General features: G+C 72.7%; 16 protein-coding genes. 5 read left to right on the top strand and 11 right to left on the bottom strand.

The window, feature by feature from the left end; translation table 11 throughout:
• The first annotated feature begins 124 nt into the window (after positions 1-124).
• The 3 genes from AB0389_RS03990 to AB0389_RS03980 all read left to right on the top strand — a co-directional run bounded on the left by AB0389_RS03990 (position 125) and on the right by AB0389_RS03980 (position 4,934).
• Positions 125-1,483 (top strand): histidine-type phosphatase, encoded by a 1,359-nt coding sequence (locus AB0389_RS03990; protein ID WP_366393695.1) that lies wholly within the window; start codon positions 125-127, stop codon positions 1,481-1,483.
• A gap of 138 nt (positions 1,484-1,621) precedes the next feature.
• Positions 1,622-2,812: a DegT/DnrJ/EryC1/StrS family aminotransferase gene (locus AB0389_RS03985; RefSeq protein WP_366393780.1), complete on the top strand. Its 1,191-nt coding sequence runs from the start codon at positions 1,622-1,624 to the stop codon at positions 2,810-2,812.
• A 73-nt stretch (positions 2,813-2,885) separates the two neighbouring features.
• Entirely contained in the window at positions 2,886-4,934 is a 2,049-nt protein-coding gene (locus AB0389_RS03980) for a lipopolysaccharide biosynthesis protein (RefSeq protein WP_366393779.1), read from the top strand.
• Here AB0389_RS03980 and AB0389_RS03975 read toward each other — a convergent pair.
• From AB0389_RS03975 to AB0389_RS03945, 7 genes are all read right to left on the bottom strand, one after another.
• Positions 4,913-6,016 carry a glycosyl hydrolase gene (locus tag AB0389_RS03975; RefSeq protein WP_366393694.1) on the bottom strand — a complete coding sequence of 368 codons (1,104 nt, stop codon included), beginning with the start codon at positions 6,014-6,016 and terminating at the stop codon, positions 4,913-4,915. The two genes, AB0389_RS03980 and AB0389_RS03975, sit on opposite strands and share 22 nt — an antisense overlap.
• 68 nt (positions 6,017-6,084) lie before the next feature.
• Positions 6,085-6,513, bottom strand: a complete 429-nt coding sequence (locus AB0389_RS03970; protein ID WP_366393693.1) for a hypothetical protein — start codon at positions 6,511-6,513, stop codon at positions 6,085-6,087.
• Between the two features lie 23 nt (positions 6,514-6,536).
• Positions 6,537-8,519, bottom strand: coding sequence for a hypothetical protein (locus tag AB0389_RS03965; RefSeq protein ID WP_366393692.1), 1,983 nt, complete (start codon positions 8,517-8,519; stop codon positions 6,537-6,539).
• Positions 8,520-8,596: 77 nt separating this feature from the next.
• A complete protein-coding gene (locus AB0389_RS03960; RefSeq protein ID WP_366393691.1) occupies positions 8,597-9,433 on the bottom strand; it encodes a polysaccharide deacetylase family protein in 837 nt (278 codons plus the stop codon).
• Between the two features lies 1 nt (position 9,434).
• Positions 9,435-10,925 carry a glycosyltransferase gene (locus AB0389_RS03955; RefSeq protein ID WP_366393690.1) on the bottom strand — a complete coding sequence of 497 codons (1,491 nt, stop codon included), beginning with the start codon at positions 10,923-10,925 and terminating at the stop codon, positions 9,435-9,437.
• 92 nt (positions 10,926-11,017) lie between these two features.
• Positions 11,018-12,106, bottom strand: a complete 1,089-nt coding sequence (locus AB0389_RS03950; RefSeq protein ID WP_366393689.1) for a GNAT family N-acetyltransferase — start codon at positions 12,104-12,106, stop codon at positions 11,018-11,020.
• 332 nt (positions 12,107-12,438) lie between these two features.
• A complete protein-coding gene (locus AB0389_RS03945) occupies positions 12,439-12,987 on the bottom strand; it encodes a DUF6415 family natural product biosynthesis protein (RefSeq protein ID WP_366393688.1) in 549 nt (182 codons plus the stop codon).
• Between the two features lie 166 nt (positions 12,988-13,153).
• On the opposite strand from AB0389_RS03945, the gene AB0389_RS03940 reads away from it, so the two are divergent.
• Positions 13,154-14,581 (top strand): hypothetical protein, encoded by a 1,428-nt coding sequence (locus AB0389_RS03940; RefSeq protein ID WP_366393687.1) that lies wholly within the window; start codon positions 13,154-13,156, stop codon positions 14,579-14,581.
• 20 nt (positions 14,582-14,601) lie between these two features.
• On the opposite strand, the gene hutI is transcribed toward AB0389_RS03940, so the two are convergent.
• The 4 genes from hutI to hutU form a co-directional block, all read right to left on the bottom strand.
• Complete coding sequence (gene hutI / locus AB0389_RS03935) at positions 14,602-15,789, bottom strand: imidazolonepropionase (RefSeq protein ID WP_366393686.1); 1,188 nt, start codon at positions 15,787-15,789, stop codon at positions 14,602-14,604.
• Between the two features lie 71 nt (positions 15,790-15,860).
• Positions 15,861-17,318, bottom strand: a complete 1,458-nt coding sequence (locus tag AB0389_RS03930) for a formimidoylglutamate deiminase (protein WP_366393685.1) — start codon at positions 17,316-17,318, stop codon at positions 15,861-15,863.
• Complete coding sequence (locus tag AB0389_RS03925; protein WP_366393778.1) at positions 17,315-18,502, bottom strand: allantoate amidohydrolase; 1,188 nt, start codon at positions 18,500-18,502, stop codon at positions 17,315-17,317. The genes AB0389_RS03930 and AB0389_RS03925 overlap by 4 nt, the downstream gene beginning before the upstream one ends.
• 50 nt (positions 18,503-18,552) lie before the next feature.
• A complete protein-coding gene (gene hutU, locus AB0389_RS03920; RefSeq protein ID WP_366393684.1) occupies positions 18,553-20,226 on the bottom strand; it encodes a urocanate hydratase in 1,674 nt (557 codons plus the stop codon).
• 103 nt (positions 20,227-20,329) lie between these two features.
• On the opposite strand from hutU, the gene AB0389_RS03915 reads away from it, so the two are divergent.
• Complete coding sequence (locus AB0389_RS03915; protein ID WP_366393777.1) at positions 20,330-21,721, top strand: diaminopimelate decarboxylase; 1,392 nt, start codon at positions 20,330-20,332, stop codon at positions 21,719-21,721.
• Positions 21,722-21,744: the final 23 nt, after the last annotated feature.

The raw sequence follows: 21,744 nt of genomic DNA, 5'->3' as shown, positions 1-21,744 counted from the left end.
GCGCCCCCGCGTGATCGGGTGGCGGACATGTCTCGTTCATCTCGGCGGGCCAGGGTGGAGCGGCTTCCTCCGTATCCGTATCCGTATCCGCCCGTCGGCCGACCTGAATGAGGACCAGAGGACCATGCGACGCGCCACCGCCACCCGTACTGCCACCGTCCCTGTCATCGCGCTCGCGCTCGTCGCGCTGCTGCCGGCCGGGGTGGCCACCGCTCGGGCCGGTGGGGCCGGGGAGCAGACCTCGTATGCGACCAAGACGCCCTACCGGCCGCAGCAGGACGCGCGTTCCTACCAGCGGGTGCCCGCCGGGTTCGTGCCCGTGTTCACGGAGAACGTGTCGCGGCACGGGTCGCGGGCCGCGACCGGCGGGGAGGACGGGGAGCTGGTTCTCGCGCTGCTGGCGAAGGGCGGCGAGGCGGGTGCGCTGACCTCGGCCGGGAAGTCGTTCGGGCCCGAGGTGCGGGGGCTGCTGGACGCCATGGCCAAGGTCGGGTACGGGGAGCTGAGCGGGCGCGGGAAGCAGGAGTTGCGGGATACGGCGGCGCGGCTGCGGAAGCGGCTGCCCGCGCTGTTCGAGGCGATGCCCGCGAAGGGCGAGCGCATCGACGTCGTCAGTTCCGGCAAGGGGCGCGCGGTCGACAGCGGAACGGAGTTCACGAAGGCGCTCGTCGCCGCCGATCCGAAGCTGGGGCCGCTGGTCGATCCCGCCCGTACGGACGCGGACCTGCTCTACTTCCACAAGTCGGCCGGCGGCGCCGCGTACCGCGACTACCTCGACAACGACCAGCGCCTCGCCGCCACCCTGAAGAAGATCCGGGAGCAGCCGCGGACCGACGTCGCCGCGCGCGGTGTGCTGCGCAAGCTGTTCTCCGCCTCCTTCGTGAACCGGATGACCGCCGCCGACCGGGTCGCCGCCGCCGAGGCCGTCTACAGCGTCTACGCCATCGCGCCCAGCATGAGCGCGGAGGGCGACTGGCACCTCGACCGGTACATCGACGCCCGGGACGCCTCCTGGTTCGGGTATCTGGACGACGCCGAGAGCTTCTACGAGGCCGGCCCCGGCTTCAGCGACTCGGACATCACCTACCGCATGGCGGACGTACTGCTGGACGACCTCTTCCGGCAGGTCGAGGCCAAGAAGTCCGGCAGCAGCGCGTACGGGGCCGTGCTGCGCTTCACCCACGCCGAGGAGATCATGCCGCTCGCCGCCCTCATGAAGCTCCCCGGCAGCGAGCGCCCGGCGTCGCCGTCCCGCCCGTACACGTACGCGGACAACGCGTGGCGCGGCTCCTCCGTCGCGCCCATGGCCTCGAACATCCAGTGGGACGTCTTCCGGAAGGGCAGCACCTACCTCGTCCGGATGCTCTACAACGAGAAGGAGACCGCCTTCAAGACCGGCTGCCGGCCCGTCTCGAAGGGCAGTTCCTTCTACAACCTGGATGAGCTGGAGCGCTGCTTCGACCGGTCGGCCACGGCTCGTTGAGCCTGCCGGCTCGCCCCACGCCTTGTTGACTCCCCCCGCCCGGTATGGGACACATTGAGCCGGGACAGGGGGATCGGAATGGCTCGTGGGGAGGGCCTGCCCGGGGAGCGCTCGGCGTACGCGGCTTTGGAGTCGCTGATGCGTGCGCGCCTCGGCAGGGACGTTCTGTACATGCCGTCGTGCCGGCTCGGGCTCTATGTCGCGCTGCGGCACTGGTGTCCGCCCGGCGGACGGGTGCTGATGTCGCCGGTCAACGACGACGTGATCTTCTTCGTCGTGCTCGCCGCCGGACTGCGGCCTGTACAGGCGCCGTTGAATCCGTACGACGGGTCGATCGACGTCGGCGCCGTGCCGGAGAGCGTCTGGGGCGGGCTGTCCGGCGTCATCACCACCAATCTGTACGGGAATCCCGATCCAGCCCCCGAACTCCGCTCCCGCTGCGACGCGTTGGGGATTGCGCTGATCGAGGACGCCGCCCACGCCATCGGGTCCACGGTGGCGGGGCGGCCGGTCGGGGCGTTCGGGGATGCCGCCGTGTTCAGCCTCTCCAAGCATGTGGGGGCCAAGACCGGGGGGTTTCTTGCCTTCGGCGATCCGGAGCGGGAGCCGGACCCCGGGGTTCGGGACGCGCTCGTTCTGTTGCGGGATCGCGCTCTTCTTCCACCCCGGCCCTCCGCCGAACTCGCCTACGCCGTCCGGCCGTACGCCGAGGCCGCCGTCCGCGCCACCCGCCTCGTCCCCGCCGCGCGCGCCGCGCTGCGGCTGCTCGGGCAGGAGGAGCGCGACGGCATCCGGATGCCGCTGAGGGCGGACGAGCTGGCGCGGGCGGTCGCGGGCGCGCCCGGTCTTGCCGCGTTCCACTCGTGGGTGCGGGTCGACATGCACGACTACCGGTTACGGCCCGGACGGCTCCGATTACGCCGTACGGAACGGCTCCTCGCCTCCCTCGACGCCACACTCGACGCCCATCGGGCCGGTACGGAGGCACTGTTGGGATCGCCCTGGGCCCCGCCGGAGGGCAGCGGTCCCGTACAGCCGCTGTTCCGTTTTCCGCTCCTCGTCGCCGACCGCGACGCCGCCGTCGCCGCCCTCGCGCGGCGGCACATCACCACTGGCTATCTTTACGATCCTCCTCTCGACACGTACGCCGGCGCCGCCTTCACCGATCCGCCGCCCTCGCCCGCTCCCGGTACCGCCGCCGGCGCCTGGTTCGCGCGGCACGCCCTGCCGGTGGATCCGCGTCTCGCCGCCCGGGTGATCTCCGTACTCCGGGAGGCGGACGTACGACCGGCCCGGCCCCCGGCGCCCGGGTTCGGCAGCGGTGGCTGATACCGTCCGGCGGCCGAGACCGGCCACCCCTGTGAAGGCGCACGGCGGCGCGCCGCCCGGCGGCGGCGACTCCATGTTCCGCAACGCCTACGCCCTCATGCTCTCCACCGGCGTCTCCGCCGCCCTCGGCCTCGGCTTCTGGCTCGTCGCCGCCCGGTACTACACCGAGGAGGCCGTCGGCCAGGGCTCCGCCGCCATCGCCGCCATGCGGCTGCTCGCCTCGATCACCGCCACCACCATGATCGGCGCGGTCGTGCGCTACGTCCCGCGCGCCGGGCGTGCGACCGGGCCGCTGGTGTGGCGGGCGTACGCGGTCAGTTCGCTGGTGGTGAGCGTCGCGTGTGTCGTGTTCCTGATGACGCTCGATCTGTGGGGGCCCTCGTACGCGCCGCTCGGCGGGCTGACGGCGGGGCTCGTCTTCACCGCGTCGTGTGTCGCCTGGGCGCTGCTCACCCTCCAGGACGGGGTGCTGACCGGGCTGCGCCGGGCGGTCTGGGTGCCCGTCGGCAACGCCGTCTTCTCCCTCGGCAAGCTGGTGCTGCTCGTCGTGTTCGCCACGGCGCTGCCCGTCCCCGGCGTCTTCGTCTCCTGGGCGGCGGCCATCGCCCTCTCCGTCCTGCCGCTGGGCTGGCTGGTCTTCCGCCGGCTCATCCCGCGCCAGGCCGCCGCCGACCGCGACCGCGAGCCGCCCAGGACGGCGGAGATCGGGCGGTTCCTGGCGGGCGACTCGGTCGGGGCGCTCTTCAGCCTGGCGATGATCAATCTGCTGCCGGTGCTGGTCGCGGTCCGCTTCGACGCCGCGCACAACGCGTTCTTCTACACGGCCTACACGGTCGGCGGCACGATGGAGTTCATGGCCATCAACATGGCCTCCTCGCTCACCGCGCACGCTTCCCACAGCCCGGAACGGCTGGCCGAGGGCGTACGCGGCGCGCTGCGCCGGATGGCGCTGCTGCTCGTGCCGGTGGTACTGGTGCTGGTGGTGTTCGCGCCACAGGTACTGGCGCCGTTCGGCGCGGATTACGCGCATCACGGCACCACGGTGCTCCGGCTGCTGGCCGCCGCCGCGCTGCCCCGGGTGGTGGTCGAGCTGTACATCGGGGTGCTGCGGGTCCAGGGCCGTACGGGCATGCTCGCCGCGTTGCAGGGCGCCATGTGTGTGCTCGTGCTCGGCAGCGCGCTGTATCTGTTCGGGCCCGGCGGGGCGGGAATCGCCGGGGCCGGGCTCGCGATGCTGCTGCCGATGACGCTGGTGGCGCTGGTCGCGGCGCCGGGACTGCGGAGGGCGCTGCGGCCGGGGGCGTACGGGGTGGGGGCGTACGGGGTGGGGGCGTACGAGGTGGGGGCGTACCGGCCTGTCGTCAGCGACGGGTACGGGACGAGTTGGGCGCGCGAGGCGGCCGTTCCCTCCCCCACGCCTGCCCCTGGTTCCGGCTCCGGCTCCGGCTCCGTACGTATCGACGAGAGCAGCCTCATCACCTTCCTCTGGCTGCTCTTCGGCACCTCCCTCGGGCTCTTCTGGGCGCCGCTCGTCCGCGTCGGGGATCTCGGCCTCGACCGGCTCACCGGAGCGCGACTCCTCGACGTACTCCCGCCGTTGACCCTGCTCGGCTTCCTCGTGCTGACCGTCGTCCATTGCGCCGCCGTCTCCCTCGTACGGCCGGGGGCGGTGCTCCTCGTGCTGGGGCCGCTCGTCACGTTCGCCGCGCTGCACTCCGCGCCGCTGCTGCTGGGCATCCGGCCCGAGCCGATGTCGGGGCGCTGGCACGGGCCGGTCGCCGACGCCGTGACGTGGCTGGCGGACCGGGCGGCGGGCCTGGGAGCAGGGGCGGGAGTGGGTGCGGGCGCCGGCGCGGCCGACCGTGACGCCGTGCTGCGCGCCCTGCCCGTCGCGCTCCAGCTGCTCGCTCTCCTCCTCGTCGCCGTCACCCTGTGGGCGGTGGGTACGGACGGGCGTCTCGCCGCGAGCGTGGTGTGGGTGCTGGTGGTGGCCGGCTGGGCGGGGCAGGGGCTCTTCGCCTCCGCCGCCGTACCCGTGGCGCTCGTCCTGCTCGCTGTGGCCGTGACAGTGCTCGCCGTACAGGCACGGCTGAGCCGCCCTCACCGTGTCGGCAGCGGCTGATTGAAGTAGGGGGCCTCGCCCGCCTTCCGGTAACCCTCCAGCGCCGGGCCCTTGTTGACCGTCAGATCGCAGTTCTCCCCCGGCACCGGCCGGTTCCAGTGCACCAGCGCCCTTACCCCCGGCAGGTCAGGCGCCACCTGCGGGATCGCCTCGTACCAGCCGCGCTGCCGGTCGGGCCGCTCCGGGTCCGGCGCCGTACTGAACTCGGACAGCATGATCGGCTTCTCGGCCGAGATGTTGGCGCGCAGCCAGTCGTACGCCGGCCGCTGGCTGCTCTCGAAGTCCAGCCAGGACGCGCTGCGTTGACAGCGGTAGTAGTTGTACTGGTCCATGCCGATCCAGTCGACGTACGCGTCGCCCGGATACAGCGCCTTCATCAGATCCGCGTGCCCCAGATAGCCGGAGACCGTCCACACCCACACCACGTTGTCCACGCCCAGCCGCGCGAACCGGTCGTGGATATGGCGGTACGCGGCGACGAACTCCTCCGGCGTCCCCGCGTCCGGCGTCCGGAAGTCGGTCTCCTGGTCGAACGAGAAGAAGACGCGCTTGCCGTACGCCTTGAGCCGCCTCGCCTGCGGATCGATGATGTCCCGGTCGAACTTCCCGGCCGCCACGTCCCGCCAGCCGAGCTGCGTCTCGGTCCAGTTCTCGTGGTGCGGCTCGGTCCACACGGTGGACTCCCAGGCCAGCATCAGCATCCGGTCGCGCCCCAACTCCTGCTCGTCGGGGGTGAGGAGGACGCCGTCGCGCTCGGTGTTGGACATGTCGTGGTAGTTGTAGACGAGGTCGAGCCGCCGGCCGATCTTCTTCTCGAAGGCGTACACCGCGTCCTTGAGCGAGCCGTTCTCCGCGTACGGGACGTACGCGCCCCACCAGGCCCCGCAGCCCGGCTCCAGCAGCGGGCCCGCGGCGCACCGGCCGCTGGGCAGGGCGCCGGAGGCGGCGTTGTCGGGCAGGTCCCGGGAGGAGGCGGACGCCCGGTCGGCGCGGTCTTCGCGGGTGATCCAGACCCCGAGGCCGACGATCATCGCCCCTATGGCGGCCAGGATGACGGCGGTGTACGTATGCCTGCGTGTCATGGGTTCCTTGCGCGTCATGGGTTCCTTGCGTGACGTGAGTTCCTTGCGTGTCAACGTCATCGGCCCCTTCAGGGGCCCGGTGTGCGGCGCTCGGCCGCTCCTCGGGTCGCGGCGGGCAGCGGTACGGCGGGCAGCGGCGCCGCGAGGGTCGTTACGGTGGCGAGCGAGGCCAGGAACACCGTGGCCGTGAAGCCCGCCACCAGGTAGAGCGCGGTGGCGGCGAGCGTCGCGAGCGACAGGCTCAGCGGCGCGGCCAGCGCCAGCGCCTCCAGCCGGGCGGCGGGCCGCAGCCCGTGCGGCAGCGGGAGAAGAAGCGCGCAGCCGGGGCCGAAAGCGACGAAGAGAAGCACGGGGATCCAGCGCGCGGGCCAGCCGGCGGGCAGCGCCGTGGCGGCGAGCGCGAGCCAGCCGGAGAGCGCGAGGGCGGCTCTGAGCAGCCATGACGCGGAGAGGGCCGCTCTGAGCGGCGCCTTGGGCTGTGCCTCGGTTGCATACATGGCCGCGGTGGCCTCCTCATCTCTCATGGGCTGGCCGGATCCGGTACGTGTTCCAGGAACAGCCCGTTCCGGTTCTCCTCCACCACCCGGAAGTGCGGCGACCGCTTCAGCGCCGCGCTCATCCGGGCGAAGCCCCCTTCCGGCAGATACCCCTCGCCGAACGTGGCCTTCTCCTGCGACGGCGTGAGCAGCACGTACGCCGGACGCCCGTCCGGTACCCCCGCGTCGAGATAGCCGGCCGGATCCTTGAGCATCCGCAGGTTCTCCGGCACCTCCTGCTCGGTGAAGAACCAGCGCTCGTAACGGTCGTAGCGGTAGTACGCCCCCGGGAAGGACCCCGTCGTCGCCATGATCAGCGCGCCCTCCGGCGCCCGGTCGTAGGACCGTCTGACGAACGCGGTCTCGGCCGGGGGCACGTACTGCATGCCCTCCTTGCCGTAGTACGACGGCAGAAAGCCCGCCAGCAGCGCGAGCAGCGCCAGCGGCAGCGCGACGACCGTCACCCGGCGGGCATGGCGGCGCGCCCTGTTCGTGCCCGCGGCGGCCGGGACGAGTGCGGCGGCGGCGAAGAAGGCCGTGCCGGGTAGCCCGAACAGATAGACGCGGAAGAGCATTTCGCCGCCGTAGTCGTTCACGGCGAACAGCGGTACGGGCGCGGCGGCGGCCAGCAGCAGCGGCAGCGCGCTACGGGCCAGCCGGCGGCGGAGCAGTACGGCCGTACCGGCGAGCCCGCCGAGGACCAGCACCATCAGGATGTTGGCGTCGCCCACCAACTCGGGCCCCGCGCCCGTCGGTTCGCCCGCGAAGCCGGGACGGGAGTTCTTCATCAGGTCGCCGGCCGAGTCGCGCAGAGTACTCAGTGTGTCCAGGAAGAGGACGCGGCCCATGGTGAGATCCCAGATGAGCATGATCAGGCCGGTCACGGCGAGCAGCCCGAGATTGCGGTAGCGGCGGGTCAGGCAGAGCGCCATCAGGGTCATGCAGAGCATGACGGGCGTCAGCTGGTGCGAGGCGTTGATGGCCGCGATCAGCGGCGCGAGGATCGCCACGCAGATCGCGCGCTGCCACCGGCCTGTGGGCGGCGGCACGGCGGTCGCGGCCGGGTCGAGCCGGTCGCGGGTGCGCAGCGTCCGGGCGGATCCGGGCCGTACGAAGTGCCGTACGACGACGGCGAACACGCTCAGGAAGAGCAGATACGCGAACGCCTGGGGCGCCAGATAGTCCTGCCCCACCCAGTTCGCGAGCTGGAAGATCCACACCGCCGTCCAGACGAGCCGCCAGTCGTCGGTGAAGGTGCGGTAGATCAGGACGAGCACCGGCAGCATCAGCAGACCGAAGACGATCGGCGCCCAGTTGATGTAAGAGGCCGCGCCCGTCACCCCGAAGGCCCTGATCAGCGCCGCGTTGAGGGAGAAGAAGCCGGGCCACTGGTCGTACGCGGCCATGCCGCCGGAGAGCGGTGCGTGCGGGTGCACGGTCCCCTCCGCCAGCAGCCGGGCGATCACTTCGTCGTGCTTGGACGCCCAGGCGTAGCGCACCGCGTCGTAGAGCAGCGCGGGCGGCGCCTTGAGCGCGACGAGCAGGGCGACGCAGTAGGCGAGCGGCCACAGGGGGGCGGTGCCGGCGCGGCGGAGGGTGTGGAGAAAACCGGCGGTGAGGACGAGGAGGGAGGCGTAGAAGGCGATCGGGAAGCGGTCGAGGAGGCCGAACTCACCGATGTCGCGGAAGCCGATCCGGGGCAGGGACCAGCTCCAGAGGGCCCCCGCGATCAGCAGGAGGAGGAGCGGTACGGAGGCGAAGGGGCCGGCGCCGGGGCGGCGACGGCGTCGGGGCGGGGGTGGAGGCGCGGGGGGCGGGGATGCCGGAGGTACGGGTGCGGGGGGTACGGGTGCGGGTGCGGGGGGCGGCATGGGGCGCGCGTCGGCGCGGGTGGCGGTGCCGGTGCTGGTGCCGGTGCCCAGTTCGGTGCCGGTATCACTTTCGTATTCGTACGTACGTTGCCGCACGGCGTGGCGCTCCCCTCTTCCCGTAGACCTGTGCCCGTTACCGTTCCCGTTCCCGATACCGTTCCCGTTCCGTTCCGTCATCCGGCGAACTCGGGGCCGCGCACGCGGGCGCGCGCCCCCCGGTACAGCCGCCAGCCCAGCGTCGGCAGCGAGTCCGGGAAGGGCGCCACTTTGGCCGCCCGTTCGCCCTCGGCCGGCTCCCCCGCCATCCAGGACGCGACATCGGCGGCGGTGTGGGTGCGGCGCACGATCAGCCGGGCGATGCGGTACGTGTCGTCCCGGTCCGAGCTGAGCGCGTGGCGGACGGCGACGGCGGAGGCGTACCCGGCGCGCGCGGCGGCCCGGCGCACGCGGGCGCTGTTGTAGCCGTGGGGATAGGCGAGATGCGCGACCTCGTGCCCGAGCGCGTCCTCCAGCACCCGTTTCGCGTCGCGGAGTTCCCGGTGGAGCACGGCGGGCGGCACGGTGTCGAGCTGGGGATGGGTGACCGTGTGCGCGCCCACCTCCACTCCGTACCCCGCCAGCGCCGACGCCTGCCGGAGCGTCATCATCGGGGCGTACGGCAGCAGGCTGGTCAGGCCGGTGGTGATGGCGCCGGTGGTCAGATAGGCGGTGGCGGGCAGCGCGCGGGCGGCGAGTGCCTCGGCGGTCGGGCCCGGCAGATCGGCGAAGCCGTCGTCGAAGGTGAGGACGACGGGCCGGGACGGCAGCGGCGCGCCGCACGTCAGATGCCGTACGAGGGCGCTGACCGGGACGGCCGACCGGCCGGAGGCGACGACCGCGTCCAGATGGGCGGCGAAGTCGCTCGGCGCGACGGTGAATTCGGCGATCCAGGGGGGCGGGTCCGCCATGACCGCGTGGTAGAGGAGGACGGGGATCGGCGTGCGGGCGGCGGCGTCGGTGGTGGTGGTCATGTCAGACGCCCCCGCCCGTGCCTGTGCCTCTTCCCCCGCCGCTGCCCTCGCCTCTGCCTCTGCCTCCGCCGCCGCCTCCGTCGCCGCCTCCGCCGCCGCCTCTGCCGCCGCCGCGTATCCGTGCGCGCGCCTTGGCGTAGCCCAGCGGGCCGTACAGCATCCCCCGGCGCTCCAGCCGGGAGAGCGCGCGCGGCCAGGGGTGGCCCTGCCCGCCGTGCGTGCCGGGCACGGCGTCGGAGGCCGACCCGCTCCCGTCGTCCGCCCGGTGAGCCGTGATCGCGCGGGCGTGCGCCAGGGCGCGCGGGAGCTTCGCGAGGAAGGCGGGCAGCAGCACGGGCCGGCGCACCAGCAGGGCGGTGAGGTACGCGGTGAGCCCGGCGCCGTATCCGTACGCCTGGTTCCGCAGGTCGGCCCAGGTCTCGCGGTGGTGGTGCCAGACGAGCGCCTCGGGCGTGTAGCGCAGCCGGTGGCCCGCCGTCAGGATCCGTACGAAGGCGTAGAGGTCGTCGCCGCCCCGGGCGGCGGTGCCCGTGCCGGTGGCCGGGTCGAAGCCGCCGACGGCGCGCAGCGCGTCCGCGCGGAACGCCATGTTCGCGCCCGAGCCGAAGCTGCCCGCCGTGAACGGGAACAGCGGCTCGTCGGCGGGTGGCCGCGCCGGATCGTACAGCCGGGGCGCGAAGCCCTTGGCGAAGCCGCCGTGGCTCTCCAGCAGGATCTGCGCCGGGGTGGCCAGCCGGGCGGGGAGGATCAGGCCGGTGACACACCCGAGTCCGGGGTCCGTGGCGAAGGGCGCGGTGAGGGCGGTCAGCCAGTGCGGATCGGCGATCACGTCGTCGTCGGTGAAGGCGAGGACAGGATCGCTGACGCTCGCTTCCGCGATGCCCCGGTTGTGGGCGACGGCCAGGCCGGGGCGCGGCTCGACCACGTAACCGACCCGCCCGTCGTAGCGCGGTGACCGTACGAGATCGCGGGTGGCGGTGGTGACGGGCGCGTTGTCGACGACCAGGACGCGGAAGTCCGGGTGGTCCTGCGCGAGGAGCGAGTCGAGGGCGCGGGCGAGCTGCCCGGCGCGCTCGCGGGTGGCGACGACGACGGTGGTACGGGGGAGTTGGGGCGTGCCAAGGGCCGGACCAACGACGGTGGCACGGGGGAGCCGGGGCGTGCCAAGGGCCGGACCGGCCTGCCGGGGCTTTTCGTCCTCGTACCCGCCCCGGTACTCCTTCCGCGCGCGGAACGCGGCCGTCAGCACCTCGGCCGGGTCCTCCCCCGCCGCCACCCGCCCGACCACGGTGGCCACCGGCCGCCCCCGGAGCCGTACGAGCGCGTAGACGTCGCCGCCCGCCTCGCCCGGGAGCGGCCCGCCGGGGGCCGGGACGAGGGAGAGCACCGCGCCGTCGGGGCCGTCCAGGTCGAGCTGGACGACGGCGATGGGGCGGGGTTGAGGGCGGGGTAGCGGGCTCGGTCCACGTGGTGCGCGTATGTTCTCTGCCATCGGCTCCCCCGTTGTCTGACGCGGCAGGCACAATCGGTCCGCACAATCGGTCCGCCGTCCGCCGCCCGCCGCCCGCCGTCACCTGTCCGCCGTCACCTGTCCCGCAGCCGGCCCATCCGGCTCAGCGCCGCCTTCGCGTATCCGGCCAGTCCGGGCCGGTTCCGTACGAAGCCGTGGGCGCGCCGGGACGGCTCCCGGCTCAGCCAGTGGAGCGCCGCCCGCGCGCCGGGACGGACGGTCGCGCCCTCGTACACGCGCAGCCCGCCGGTCTTGAGCGCGTCCTTGTACTCCGCCGCGCCGCGCCCCAGATCGAGCATGCCGATGCCCGCCCCGGCGGCGGCCTCGGCCATCCGCAGATGCAGGATCAGCCCCGGTGAGTACTTGGCGAACTCCGGGTCGTACGCCGGGAACCAGCAGGACAGCACGGTGCGCGAGCGCAGCCCGAAGTGTGCGGCGACGGGGCGGTCGGCGACGTACAGCACGGAGAGCACACCGGCGCACTCCGGCGCGCGGGTCGCGGCGAGCCGGCGCACGAGCACGCTGATCCACTCCCGCGCGAACCGGTCGCGCCGGCCGGTCCGCCGGTATTGCGCGGATTTCCACGCCATGAGGGTGCGCAGGGCGGCCGGGTCGCGTTCGTCGAAGACGAAGCGGACCTCGCCCGCCTGCCGGCCCAGTTTCCGTTCCTTCGCGGTCGTCGTCCGGAAGAACTTGGGCGACCGTACGCGCAGGGCCGCCTCGTACGCCGCGTACCCCTCCCCGACGTCGATGACCGGGGACTCCAGCTCCTCGGCGGCGGACGGGACGAACAGCCCCTGGCCCGCTTCGAGGTTGTCGAACTCCCAGGCCGACAGCGAGCAGCCCGCCAGCAGTTCGCGCGCCGTCAGCCCGAGGCCCGCGCGGAACACCCCGCCCTGGCAGTCCGACACGCCGAGCCCGATGGCCCGGCCCCGGCCGAGCCGTCCCTTCTCGTACGGGAGGAAGCCGACCGGTTCGCCGGTGCCGGCGTCCTGGACGACGGCGACCCGGGCCCGGGGGCGGACGGAGCCGACCGCCCGGGTGAACTCCGGTTCCATGAAGGGGTTGGCGGGCGCGCCGGACTTGGCGCGTAACTCGCGCCAGGCCTCGGCTTCCGCTTCGCTCAATTCCCCCGGTGCCACCACGCACACACGGGTGCGCACGGCACTGCGTACCTTGCTCAACTCGACCCCCCGGTCACTGCCCTGTCCCCGTACCGCGCCACGTACTGCCCCCGCGCGGCCCCCGCCCCGCTCGACAGGACGTTACCGGTCGAAATCATTGCGGGACAGTGCCAGTCGCCCATCTGGTGATGGATCCGGGGATGGGGTGATACGGATGGGGCGAGTGATGCTAGAGAGGCGAACGTCGCCCTCCCGTAACCACGGTCGCTACAACCGCAGTCACTACAACCGCAGTCCGACCGCCAGGGCGATGGTGAGCCCCAGCGTGCAGACCGCGACCACGAACCACGCTTGCTGCTTTCCTTCGGGACTCATGTGCGGCCTCGCAGGTAGTCCATGAAGGTGCGGCACATCCGGGCCATCGCGCGCATGTGGACCCAGTTGGCCATGGCGCCCTCGCCGGGGCCGCCGTCGGTCAGGTCGTACCAGTCCTTGAGGGCGCCCTTGGCCCGTACGGAGTGCTCGGACTCCGGGATCGCCTCGACGACGGCGACGAGCCGCGCGCCGTGGCTGATGAGCCGGACCGTCAGATCGGCGATCTCGGCGGGCGGGGGCATCATCCGGTGCGGGGCGAGTGCCCGGTCGGCGTCGAAGCCGATGGTGTCGTGGTCGGGAATGCCAGGAGTGGCGGAAACGCTGGGAGTGGCAGGAACAGGAACTCCCGGCGTGTTGAGAGCGTCGGAGGTGGTGGGACGGACGGGGGTTGTGGGGCGGACAGGTAACTCGGTGTGGCTGGCTCGGGCGGTGTGCGTGGCGTTGGCGGTGTGGGTGGCGTTGGCGGTGTGGGCGGTGTGTATGGCCGGCGTGGTGTGCGTGGTGTGCGCGTTTTCGCCTGTGCCACCTGTTCTGTCGTCTGTCACTGTGGTCACCTTGACCCCCGTCTTCGTGTTCTCTGCCGCTGGAAGTGCTGGAACCGCTGGAGCCGCTGAAGCTCTGCGACGAGAGAACCGCGTTATCACCCTCCGCGAGTACCGTGGAAGGCAGGTCCAATGATGAAAGCCATGAACGCACTGGGGGAGTTGGAACATGGCGAGTAATTCACGCACGCCCAACAGCGGTCTGGCCCTGCTGCTGACGCAGGCGAAATGGTCCCGCTCACAGTTCGCCCAGATCATCAATCGCATGGGCGCGGAAGCCGGGCTCGAACTCCACTACGACCAGTCGGCCGTCTCGCACTGGGTGGCCGGAACCGTACCGAAAGAGCAGGTCAGGCCGCTGATCGTGGAGGCCTTCGCACGGAAGCTGCGGCGGCCCGTCACCCACGCGGAGGCCGGCCTGCCGAGCGCTTCGGGCTCGTCCGACCCTCCTGGCCTCTCCACCGCTCCCACCACCGCCGGCGCTCCGGGATCGGCCTCCTCACCCGCCTCACCTGGCTCTTCTCGCACCAACACCCTCGAAGAACTGGTCGACATGGGGAGAGCTGACATGGATCCCTCGCGCCGGAGCCTGATCGCCGCGGGACTGTTCTCGGCCGCCGTCGTCGTACCGCTGTTCCCCGATCTGGCCCATGCGGCCACCCACTCGATCACCGCCGCGCCGGGGAAGCGGACGGTCCGGATCGGTGCGCCGCAGGTACAGGCCGTACGTACAATGACCGACCGAATAGCAGACATTCTGGACGAGTTGGGTGGTGGTCACGCACGCCCCATGGCTGCTGCGTTCCTCGTGAATACGGTCATGCCGTGGCTGAAGGCCGAGGCCGCGGAACCCGTCCGCAAGGACATGCTGGCCGCCGCCTCCGATCTCGTATATCTGACCGGGTGGATGGCGATGTACGAGCGCGCGCACGGCCTGGGCCAGCGGTACTACCTCCGGGCGCTGGAGCTTGCGGGCGCCGCCGAGGACCACGTCACGTACTGCCGCACCCTGCGCGGTATGTCGCTCCAGGCGTCGAACCTCGGTTACGGCAAGCGCGCGCTGGAGCTGGCCGACTCGGCCGCCGAGGCGTCCCCGAAGGCCGAGCCGCGCCTTCAGGCGTTCCTCTCCGGGCAGCAGGCGCACGCGGCGGCGATGGTCGGCGACAAGCGGCAGGCCATGGCGCGGCTGCGGCAGACCGAGGCGGCGCTGACGAAGGCGGACAGCCGGCGGGAGTCAGTCGGGGGGTACGACCGGAGCGCGTACCTCTTCCATGTGTCGCACGTGCTGTACGAGTTCAAGGATCTGCCGGGCTCGATCGCGGCGCTCCAGCAGTCCTTGAAGGCGCAGGAGAAGAACGAGCGGCAGGGGCGCGTCCACTTCCTGGCCGTACTGGCCCAGCGCCAGCTGGAATTGGGGCATCTTGAGGCGGCGTGCGCGAGCTGGACGCTGTTCCTGGAGGACTACGAGCACGTGTCGTCGGCGCGTGGGGACGAGCACTTCGAGACGATGCGCCGACGGTTGAAGCCGTACGAGCGGACGCGGGTGGTACGGCAGTTGCGGCCGAGGGTGGACGAGATGGCGGTGCTCAAGGCGTAGCCGCGGCGCGCGGGTCCCGCCTACGCCTGTACGACGACGCGCGTGCCGGCGCGCCAGACCTCCGAGACGAGCGGGACTCCGGGGCGGTACGCGAGGTGGACATGGCTCGGCGCGTCGAGGAGGGCGATGTCGGCGCGGGCCCCGGGCGTGATGCGGCCGATGTCCGTACGGCGCAGGGCGGCGGCGCCGCCCGCGGTGGCGGACCAGACCGCCTCGTCCGGGGTCATGCCCATGTCGCGTACGGCGAGGGCGATGCAGAAGGGCATCGAGGAGGTGAAGGACGAGCCCGGGTTGCAGTCCGTGGAAAGCGCGACGGTCGCGCCCGCGTCGAGCAGCCGGCGCGCGTCGGGCCAGGCGGCGCGGGTGGAGAACTCGGCGCCGGGGAGCAGGGTGGCGACGGTACGGCCCTGGGCGAGGGCGTCGATGTCGGCGTCGGTGAGATGGGTGCAGTGGTCGGCGGAGGCGGCGTCGAGTTCGACGGCGAGCTGGACTCCGGGACCGTACGACAGCTGGTTGGCGTGGACGCGGGGGTGGAGGCCCTTGGCGCGGCCGGCGGTGAGGATCGCGCGGGCCTGGTCGCCGTCGAAGGCGCCCTGTTCGCAGAAGACGTCGATCCAGCGGGCGTGGGGGGCGCAGGCGTCGAGCATCTCGCCGGTGACGAGGGCGACGTAGGCGGCGGGGTCGGTGGCGTACGCGGGGTCGGGCGCGACGATGTGGGCACCGAGATAGGTGGTTTCCTCGGTCTGTTCGCGGGCGATGCGCAGGGCGCGGGCCTCGTCGTGGACGGTGAGGCCGTAGCCCGACTTGGTCTCCTGGGTGGTGGTGCCCTGGCGGAGCGCCTCGGCGAGGTAGCGGGCGACGTTGGCGCTCAGTTCGGCGTCGGTCGCTGCGCGGGTGGCGGCGACGGTGGTGCGGATGCCGCCGGCGGAGTAGGGGCGGCCGGACATGCGGGCGTTGAACTCCTGGGTGCGGTCGCCCGCGAAGACCAGGTGGGAGTGGGAGTCGACGAAGCCGGGGACGGCGGCCCGGCCGCCCGCGTCGAAGGCGTTGTCAGTGGCGGGTGCTTTGCTTGATTCACCGACCCAGGCGATGCGGTCGCCGTCGATGACGACGGTCGCGTCCTGGATCAGACCGATGGGGGTTCCGTCACCGAGGGAGGGGTCGTTGGTGACCAGACCGGCAATGTGGGTGAGGGCGGTGGTCGTCATCGCGGGGATGCTCCTGTACGGCCTCTTCGGCGAGGTCAGCGGGGTGGACGGAAGGGGTACGGCCGACGGCGTCAGCGGTCGTCGTACAGGGCCGCGATGGCCGAGGCGAGTGCGGCGGGGACGTCCGGCACCTGGGTGTGGACCCCGTCGCGGACGATCTGCCGGCCTCCCACGACCGTGTGGCGTACATCGGCCGCGGAGGCGGCGAATACGGCGGTCTCCGCGCCGAGCGAGGGCCGTGGTCCCGCTGTTCTGACCGAGTCCAGGGCGATGGTGGTCAGGTCCGCGAGCGCGCCCGGTGCGATCCGGCCCGCCCGGTCCCAGCCGAGCGCCGCGTGGCCGTCGGCGGTGGCGGCGCGCAGCAGCGCGGCGGCCGTCCAGTGGCCCCGGGTCCTGGTGCGCAGGCGCTCGTTCAGCTCCAGCGCGCGGGCCTCTTCGAGGATGTCGATGACGGCGTGGCTGTCGCTGCCGAGCGAGAGCGGCGAGCCGGCGTTCTGGAGGCGGGCCGCCGGGCCGATGCCGTCGGCGAGGTCGCGTTCTGTGGTGGGGCACATGCAGGTGCCGGTGCGGGCCGCGCCGAGGAGGGCGATGTCCTCGTCGGTGAGGTGCGTGCTGTGGACGGCGGTGGTGCCGGGGCCGAGGACTCCATGGTCGGAGAGGAGCTGGGTCGGGGTTCGGCCGTGGGCGTTCAGGCAGGCGTCGTTCTCGGCCGTCTGCTCGGAAAGGTGCACATGGAGCGGGGCCCGCCGTTCCTGGGCCCACCGCGCGACCGTGGCCAGCTGGTCGGCGGGGACCGCCCGTACGGAGTGAATGGCCGCGCCGATCCTGGCGTGGTCGCGATCCTTGACAACTGAACAGCGTGCGGCCCAGGCGTCCGCCGTCCCGTCGGAGAAGCGCAGCTGGTGGCGGTCGGGGGCGGCGCCGAAACCCGAGGAGAGATAGGCGGTGTCGAGGAGGGTGATCCGGATCCCGGCGTCGGCGGCGGCCTCGATGAGGGCCTCGCCCATGGCGTTGGGGTCGGCGTAGGGGGTGCCGCCGGGCGCGTGGTGGAGGTAGTGGAACTCGCCGACGGCGGTGATGCCGGCGAGCGCCATCTCGGCGTACACGGCGCGCGCGAGCGCGTGGTACGCGTCGGGGGTGAGCCGGTCGGCGACGCCGTACATGACCTCTCGCCAGGTCCAGAAGGTGCCGGAGCCGACCTGGACGGTGGCGCGCAGGGCGCGGTGGAAGGCGTGCGAGTGGGCGTTGGCCAGCCCGGGGAGGGTGAGCCCGCGCAGCGCGGTGGCGCCGGGGGGCGGGGTGGCGACGCCGGTGCGGATGTCGGTAATGCGGCCGTCGGCGACGGAGAGGACGACGCCGGACGCGACACCGGACGCGACGCGGGACTCGGCCCGGGGGCCCTCCTGCGCTGGAGAACCCTCCTGTGCCGGAGAACCCTCCTGCGCCGGCGGGGCGGCCGGTGCCGGAGCTCCGGCGAGCCAGGCGTGTTCGAGCCAGTAGACGGTACGGGCCACTGCCGTCTGCGTCATGGGCGCACGAGTCCTTCCAGTACGTCGGCGAGCGCGCGGACTCCGGCCACGCAGTCGTCCTCGGTTGCGGATTCGGCCGGGGAGTGGGAGACGCCGGTCGGGTTGCGGACGAAGAGCATGGCGGTGGGGACGGTGCCGGAGAGGACCCCGGCGTCGTGTCCCGCGCCGGTGCCCAGGACGGGCGGCCGGCCGAGGATCCCGCCGATCTCGTCGCGCAGGGCGTGCCCGAACTCGACGATCGGGCTGAAGGACTCCCGTACGACGCGCAGGTCGATCCCGGCGCGGTCCGCGTCGGCGCGGGCAGCGTTCTCGACGGCGGTGACGACGGCGTCCAGGGTGGCTTCGTCGGCGGCCCGCGAGTCGAGCCAGCCCCGGACGAGGGAGGGGATGGCGTTGACGCCGTTGGGCTCGACGGAGACCTTGCCGAAGGTGGCGAGCGCTCCGGCGAGTGCCGCTTCGCGGCGGGCGGCGAGGACGGTCTCGGCGAAGGTGAGCATCGGGTCGCGGCGGTCGGCGAGGCGGGTGGTGCCCGCGTGGTTGGCCTCGCCGTGGAAGTCGAAGCGCCAGCGGCCGTGGGGCCAGATCGCGGAGGCGATGCCGACGGGGTCTCCGGACAGGTCGAGGGCGCGGCCCTGCTCGACGTGGAGTTCGACGAACGCGCCGATCCTGGCCAGGCGTTCGGGGTCGGGGCCGATGGCGGACGGGTCGTGTCCTGCGGCCTCCATGGCCTTGGGCAGCGGGATGCCGTCGCCGTCGTGCAGCTCGTGGGCGCGGGCGGGGGTGAGCTGTCCGGCGGCGAGCCGGGAGCCGACGCAGGCGACGCCGAAGCGGGCGCCCTCCTCGTCGCCGAAGTTGGCGATGGCGAGGGGCCGGCCGAACCGGGTCCCCCTGCGGCGCAGTTCGTCGAGGGCGGCGAAGGAGGAGACGACGCCGAGGGGGCCGTCGAAGGCGCCGCCGTCGGGTACGGAGTCGAGGTGCGAGCCGGTGACGACGGCGTCCCCGGCGAGCGGGTCGCCGAGCCAGGCCCACTGGTTGCCGTTGCGGTCGACCTCGTACGTCAGTCCGCGCGTCTCGGCCTGCGCCTGGAACCAGGCGCGGCAGTCGGTGTCGGCGGCGGTCCAGGCGTAGCGGCGGTAGCCGCCGGTGACGGAGTCACGGCCGAGGGGGGCGAGGTCGCGCCACATCTCCTGGAAGGAGGGGGGCGCGGCCGTCGGCCCGGGGGCGAGGGGCACGCTCACACGTCCTCCCGCATGGGGATGCGGACGTCGCGCTCGTCGGCGACGGTCTCGGCGATGTCGTAGCCGGCGTCGACATGGCGGATGACGCCCATGCCGGGGTCGTTCGTCAGGACGCGGCGGATCTTCTCGCCCGCGAGCTTCGTGCCGTCCGCGACGGAGACCTGGCCGGCGTGGATGGAGCGGCCCATGCCGACGCCGCCGCCGTGGTGGATGGAGACCCAGGAGGCGCCGGAGGCGACATTGACCATGGCGTTGAGGAGGGGCCAGTCGGCGATGGCGTCGGAGCCGTCGAGCATGGCCTCGGTCTCGCGGTACGGGGAGGCGACCGAGCCGCAGTCGAGGTGGTCGCGGCCGATGACGAGGGGGGCGGCGAGTTCTCCGGAGGCGACCATGTCGTTGAAGCGCTCGCCGGCGCGGTCGCGCTCGCCGTAGCCGAGCCAGCAGATCCGGGCGGGCAGCCCCTGGAAGTGGACGCGCTCGCCGGCCATCCTGATCCAGCGGTGGAGGGACTCGTTCTGGGCGGAGTCGCCCTCGGGGAAGAGTTCGAGGATCGCCTTGTCGGTCTTGTGGATGTCCGACGCCTCGCCGGAGAGGGCCGCCCAGCGGAACGGGCCCTTGCCCTCGCAGAAGAGGGGGCGGATATAGGCGGGGACGAAGCCAGGGAAGGCGAAGGCGCGGTCGTATCCGGCGAGTTGGGCCTCGCCCCGGATGGAGTTGCCGTAGTCGAAGACCTCGGCGCCCGCGTCCTGGAAGCCGACCATGGCCTCGACGTGCCGGGCCATCGACTCGCGGGCGCGCACGGTGAAGTCTGCGGGCTTCTCGGCGGCGTACGCGGCCATGTCGTCGAAGTCGACGCCGAGCGGCAGATAGGCCAGCGGGTCGTGGGCGGAGGTCTGGTCGGTGACGATGTCGACGGGGGCGCCCTCGGCGAGCATCCGGGGCAGCAGTTCGGCCGCGTTGCCGAGCAGTCCGATGGAGAGCGGGCGGCGGGCGTCCCTGGCCTCGGTGGCGAGCTGGAGGGCGTGGGCCAGGTTGTCGGCCTTCACGTCGAGGAAGCGGTGCTCGATCCGGCGCTCGATGGCGCGGGGGTCGCAGTCGATGCAGATCGCGACGCCGTCGTTCATGGTCACGGCCAGCGGCTGGGCGCCGCCCATGCCGCCGAGTCCGGCGGTGAGGGTGATCGTCCCGGCGAGAGTGCCGCCGAAGCGCTTGGCGGCCACGGCGGCGAAGGTCTCGTAGGTGCCCTGGAGGATGCCCTGGGTGCCGATGTAGATCCATGACCCGGCCGTCATCTGCCCGTACATGGTGAGCCCGAGGGACTCCAGCCGCCGGAACTCCTCCCAGTTCGCCCAGTCGCCGACCAGGTTGGAGTTGGCGAGCAGCACGCGCGGCGCCCACTCGTGGGTCTGCATGACGCCGACGGGCCGGCCGGACTGGACGAGCATCGTCTCGTCCTGCTTGAGGGTGCGCAGCGTACGGACCATGGCGTCGAAGGAGCGCCAGTCGCGGGCGGCCTTGCCGGTGCCGCCGTAGACGACGAGCTTGTCGGGGTGTTCGGCGACCTCGGGATCGAGGTTGTTCTGGAGCATGCGCAGAGCGGCCTCCTGCTGCCATCCCAGGGCGCTCAGTTCCGTACCGCGCTGTGCCCGTACGGGGCGGGGTCCTGACATGGCGTGGCCTCCTCCGAAGTAGTCAATCTATTCACATCCTGAACGGATGAATACTTATAGTCAACAGCTGCGGGGCGGTCCGGCGGGTGATTGGCTGGCGGACATGTCTCCCGGCAAGCACATCACCGACAGCGACAGCGGCACGGACACCGTGGCAACCCGCCGTGACCGTGCCGTACGGGCCGCGGCCGAGCAGGGCCTGCTCGACGGGGGCGAGGCGGTCTGCGCACTGCTCGACGTGGCCGGAATCCGCGCCTCGGCCGCCGCGCTGAAGGCCGCGTTCACCGAGGTCACCGCCCCGGGGACGGCCCTCCTGCACGCCTTCGCCGTGAAGGCCGCGCCGCTCGTGCCCGTACTGCGGCTGCTGGACGCGGCCGGGATCGGCGCGGAGGTCGCGAGCCCCGGGGAGCTGGCCCTGGCGCGGGCGGCGGGGGTACGGGCGGACCGGATCGTCCTCGACTCGCCCGCCAAGACGCCGGCCGAGCTGCGCGAGGCGCTGGCGCTGGGGATCGCCGTCAACGCGGACAACCCGCAGGAGCTGGACCGGATCGACGCCCTGGTGAGCGCCGCCGGGGACGCGGACCGGGCCGCCGCGCCCGCGTCCCCCGTCGGGCTGCGGATCAATCCGCAGACCGGCGGCGGCTCGATCGGCGCGACGGCCACCGCCACGGCCACGTCCAAGTTCGGCGTGGCGCTGCGCGACGAGGGCGCCCGTGCCTGGGTGGTCAGGGCCTTCCTCGACCGGCCCTGGCTGACCCGGCTGCACACCCACTCCGGTTCGCAGGGCGTCCCGACGGCCCTCATGACACGGGGTGTGCGGGAGCTGTACGAGCTGGCCGAGGAGATCAACGCGGCGGCCGGCCGCCGGCAGGTCGACACGCTCGACATCGGCGGGGGCCTCCCGGTCAACTTCGCCTCCGACGAGGAGACGCCGACGTACGCGCAGTACGCCCGGCTGCTGAAGGAGACCGTCCCCGGACTGCTGGACGGCCGCTACGGTCTGGTGACGGAATTCGGCCGTTCCCTGCTCGCCCGGCACGGCACGGTTCTCACCCGGGTCGAGTACGCGAAGTCCGCCGGATCCCGCCCCATCGCGGTCACCCACGCGGGCGTGCAGCTCGTCACCCGTACCGTCTACGCCCCGGAGTCCTGGCCGCTGCGCGTCGCCGCGTACGACCGGGCGGGCCGGCCCAAGGGCGGGCCCGCCGTGGCCCAGGACATCGCCGGCCCGGCCTGCTTCGCGGGCGACCTGCTGGCCGAGAACCGGCCGCTGCCGCTGCTGGAGCAGGGGGATCTCGTCGCCGCCCTGGACACCGGCGCCTACTGCTTCACCGCCCATTACGGCTACAACAGCCTGGCCCGGCCGGGGGTTTACGGGTTCACGGTGGCCCCCGGCGGCGGGGTGCGGTTCGCGACCGTACGGGCTCCGCAGACGCTCGCGGAGATCGTCGCCGAGTCGGGCGGCGCGACCCCGGACGCGCTGCTCGCCGACTGATCCGGCCGCCCCGCCGCCCCGCA

The organism is Streptomyces sp. NPDC093109 (genome assembly GCF_040701725.1).
Classification (GTDB): Bacteria; Actinomycetota; Actinomycetes; order Streptomycetales; family Streptomycetaceae; genus Streptomyces.
Note: the sequence above shows the minus strand (reverse complement) of the source record. Positions and strands in the feature narration are given on the sequence as shown.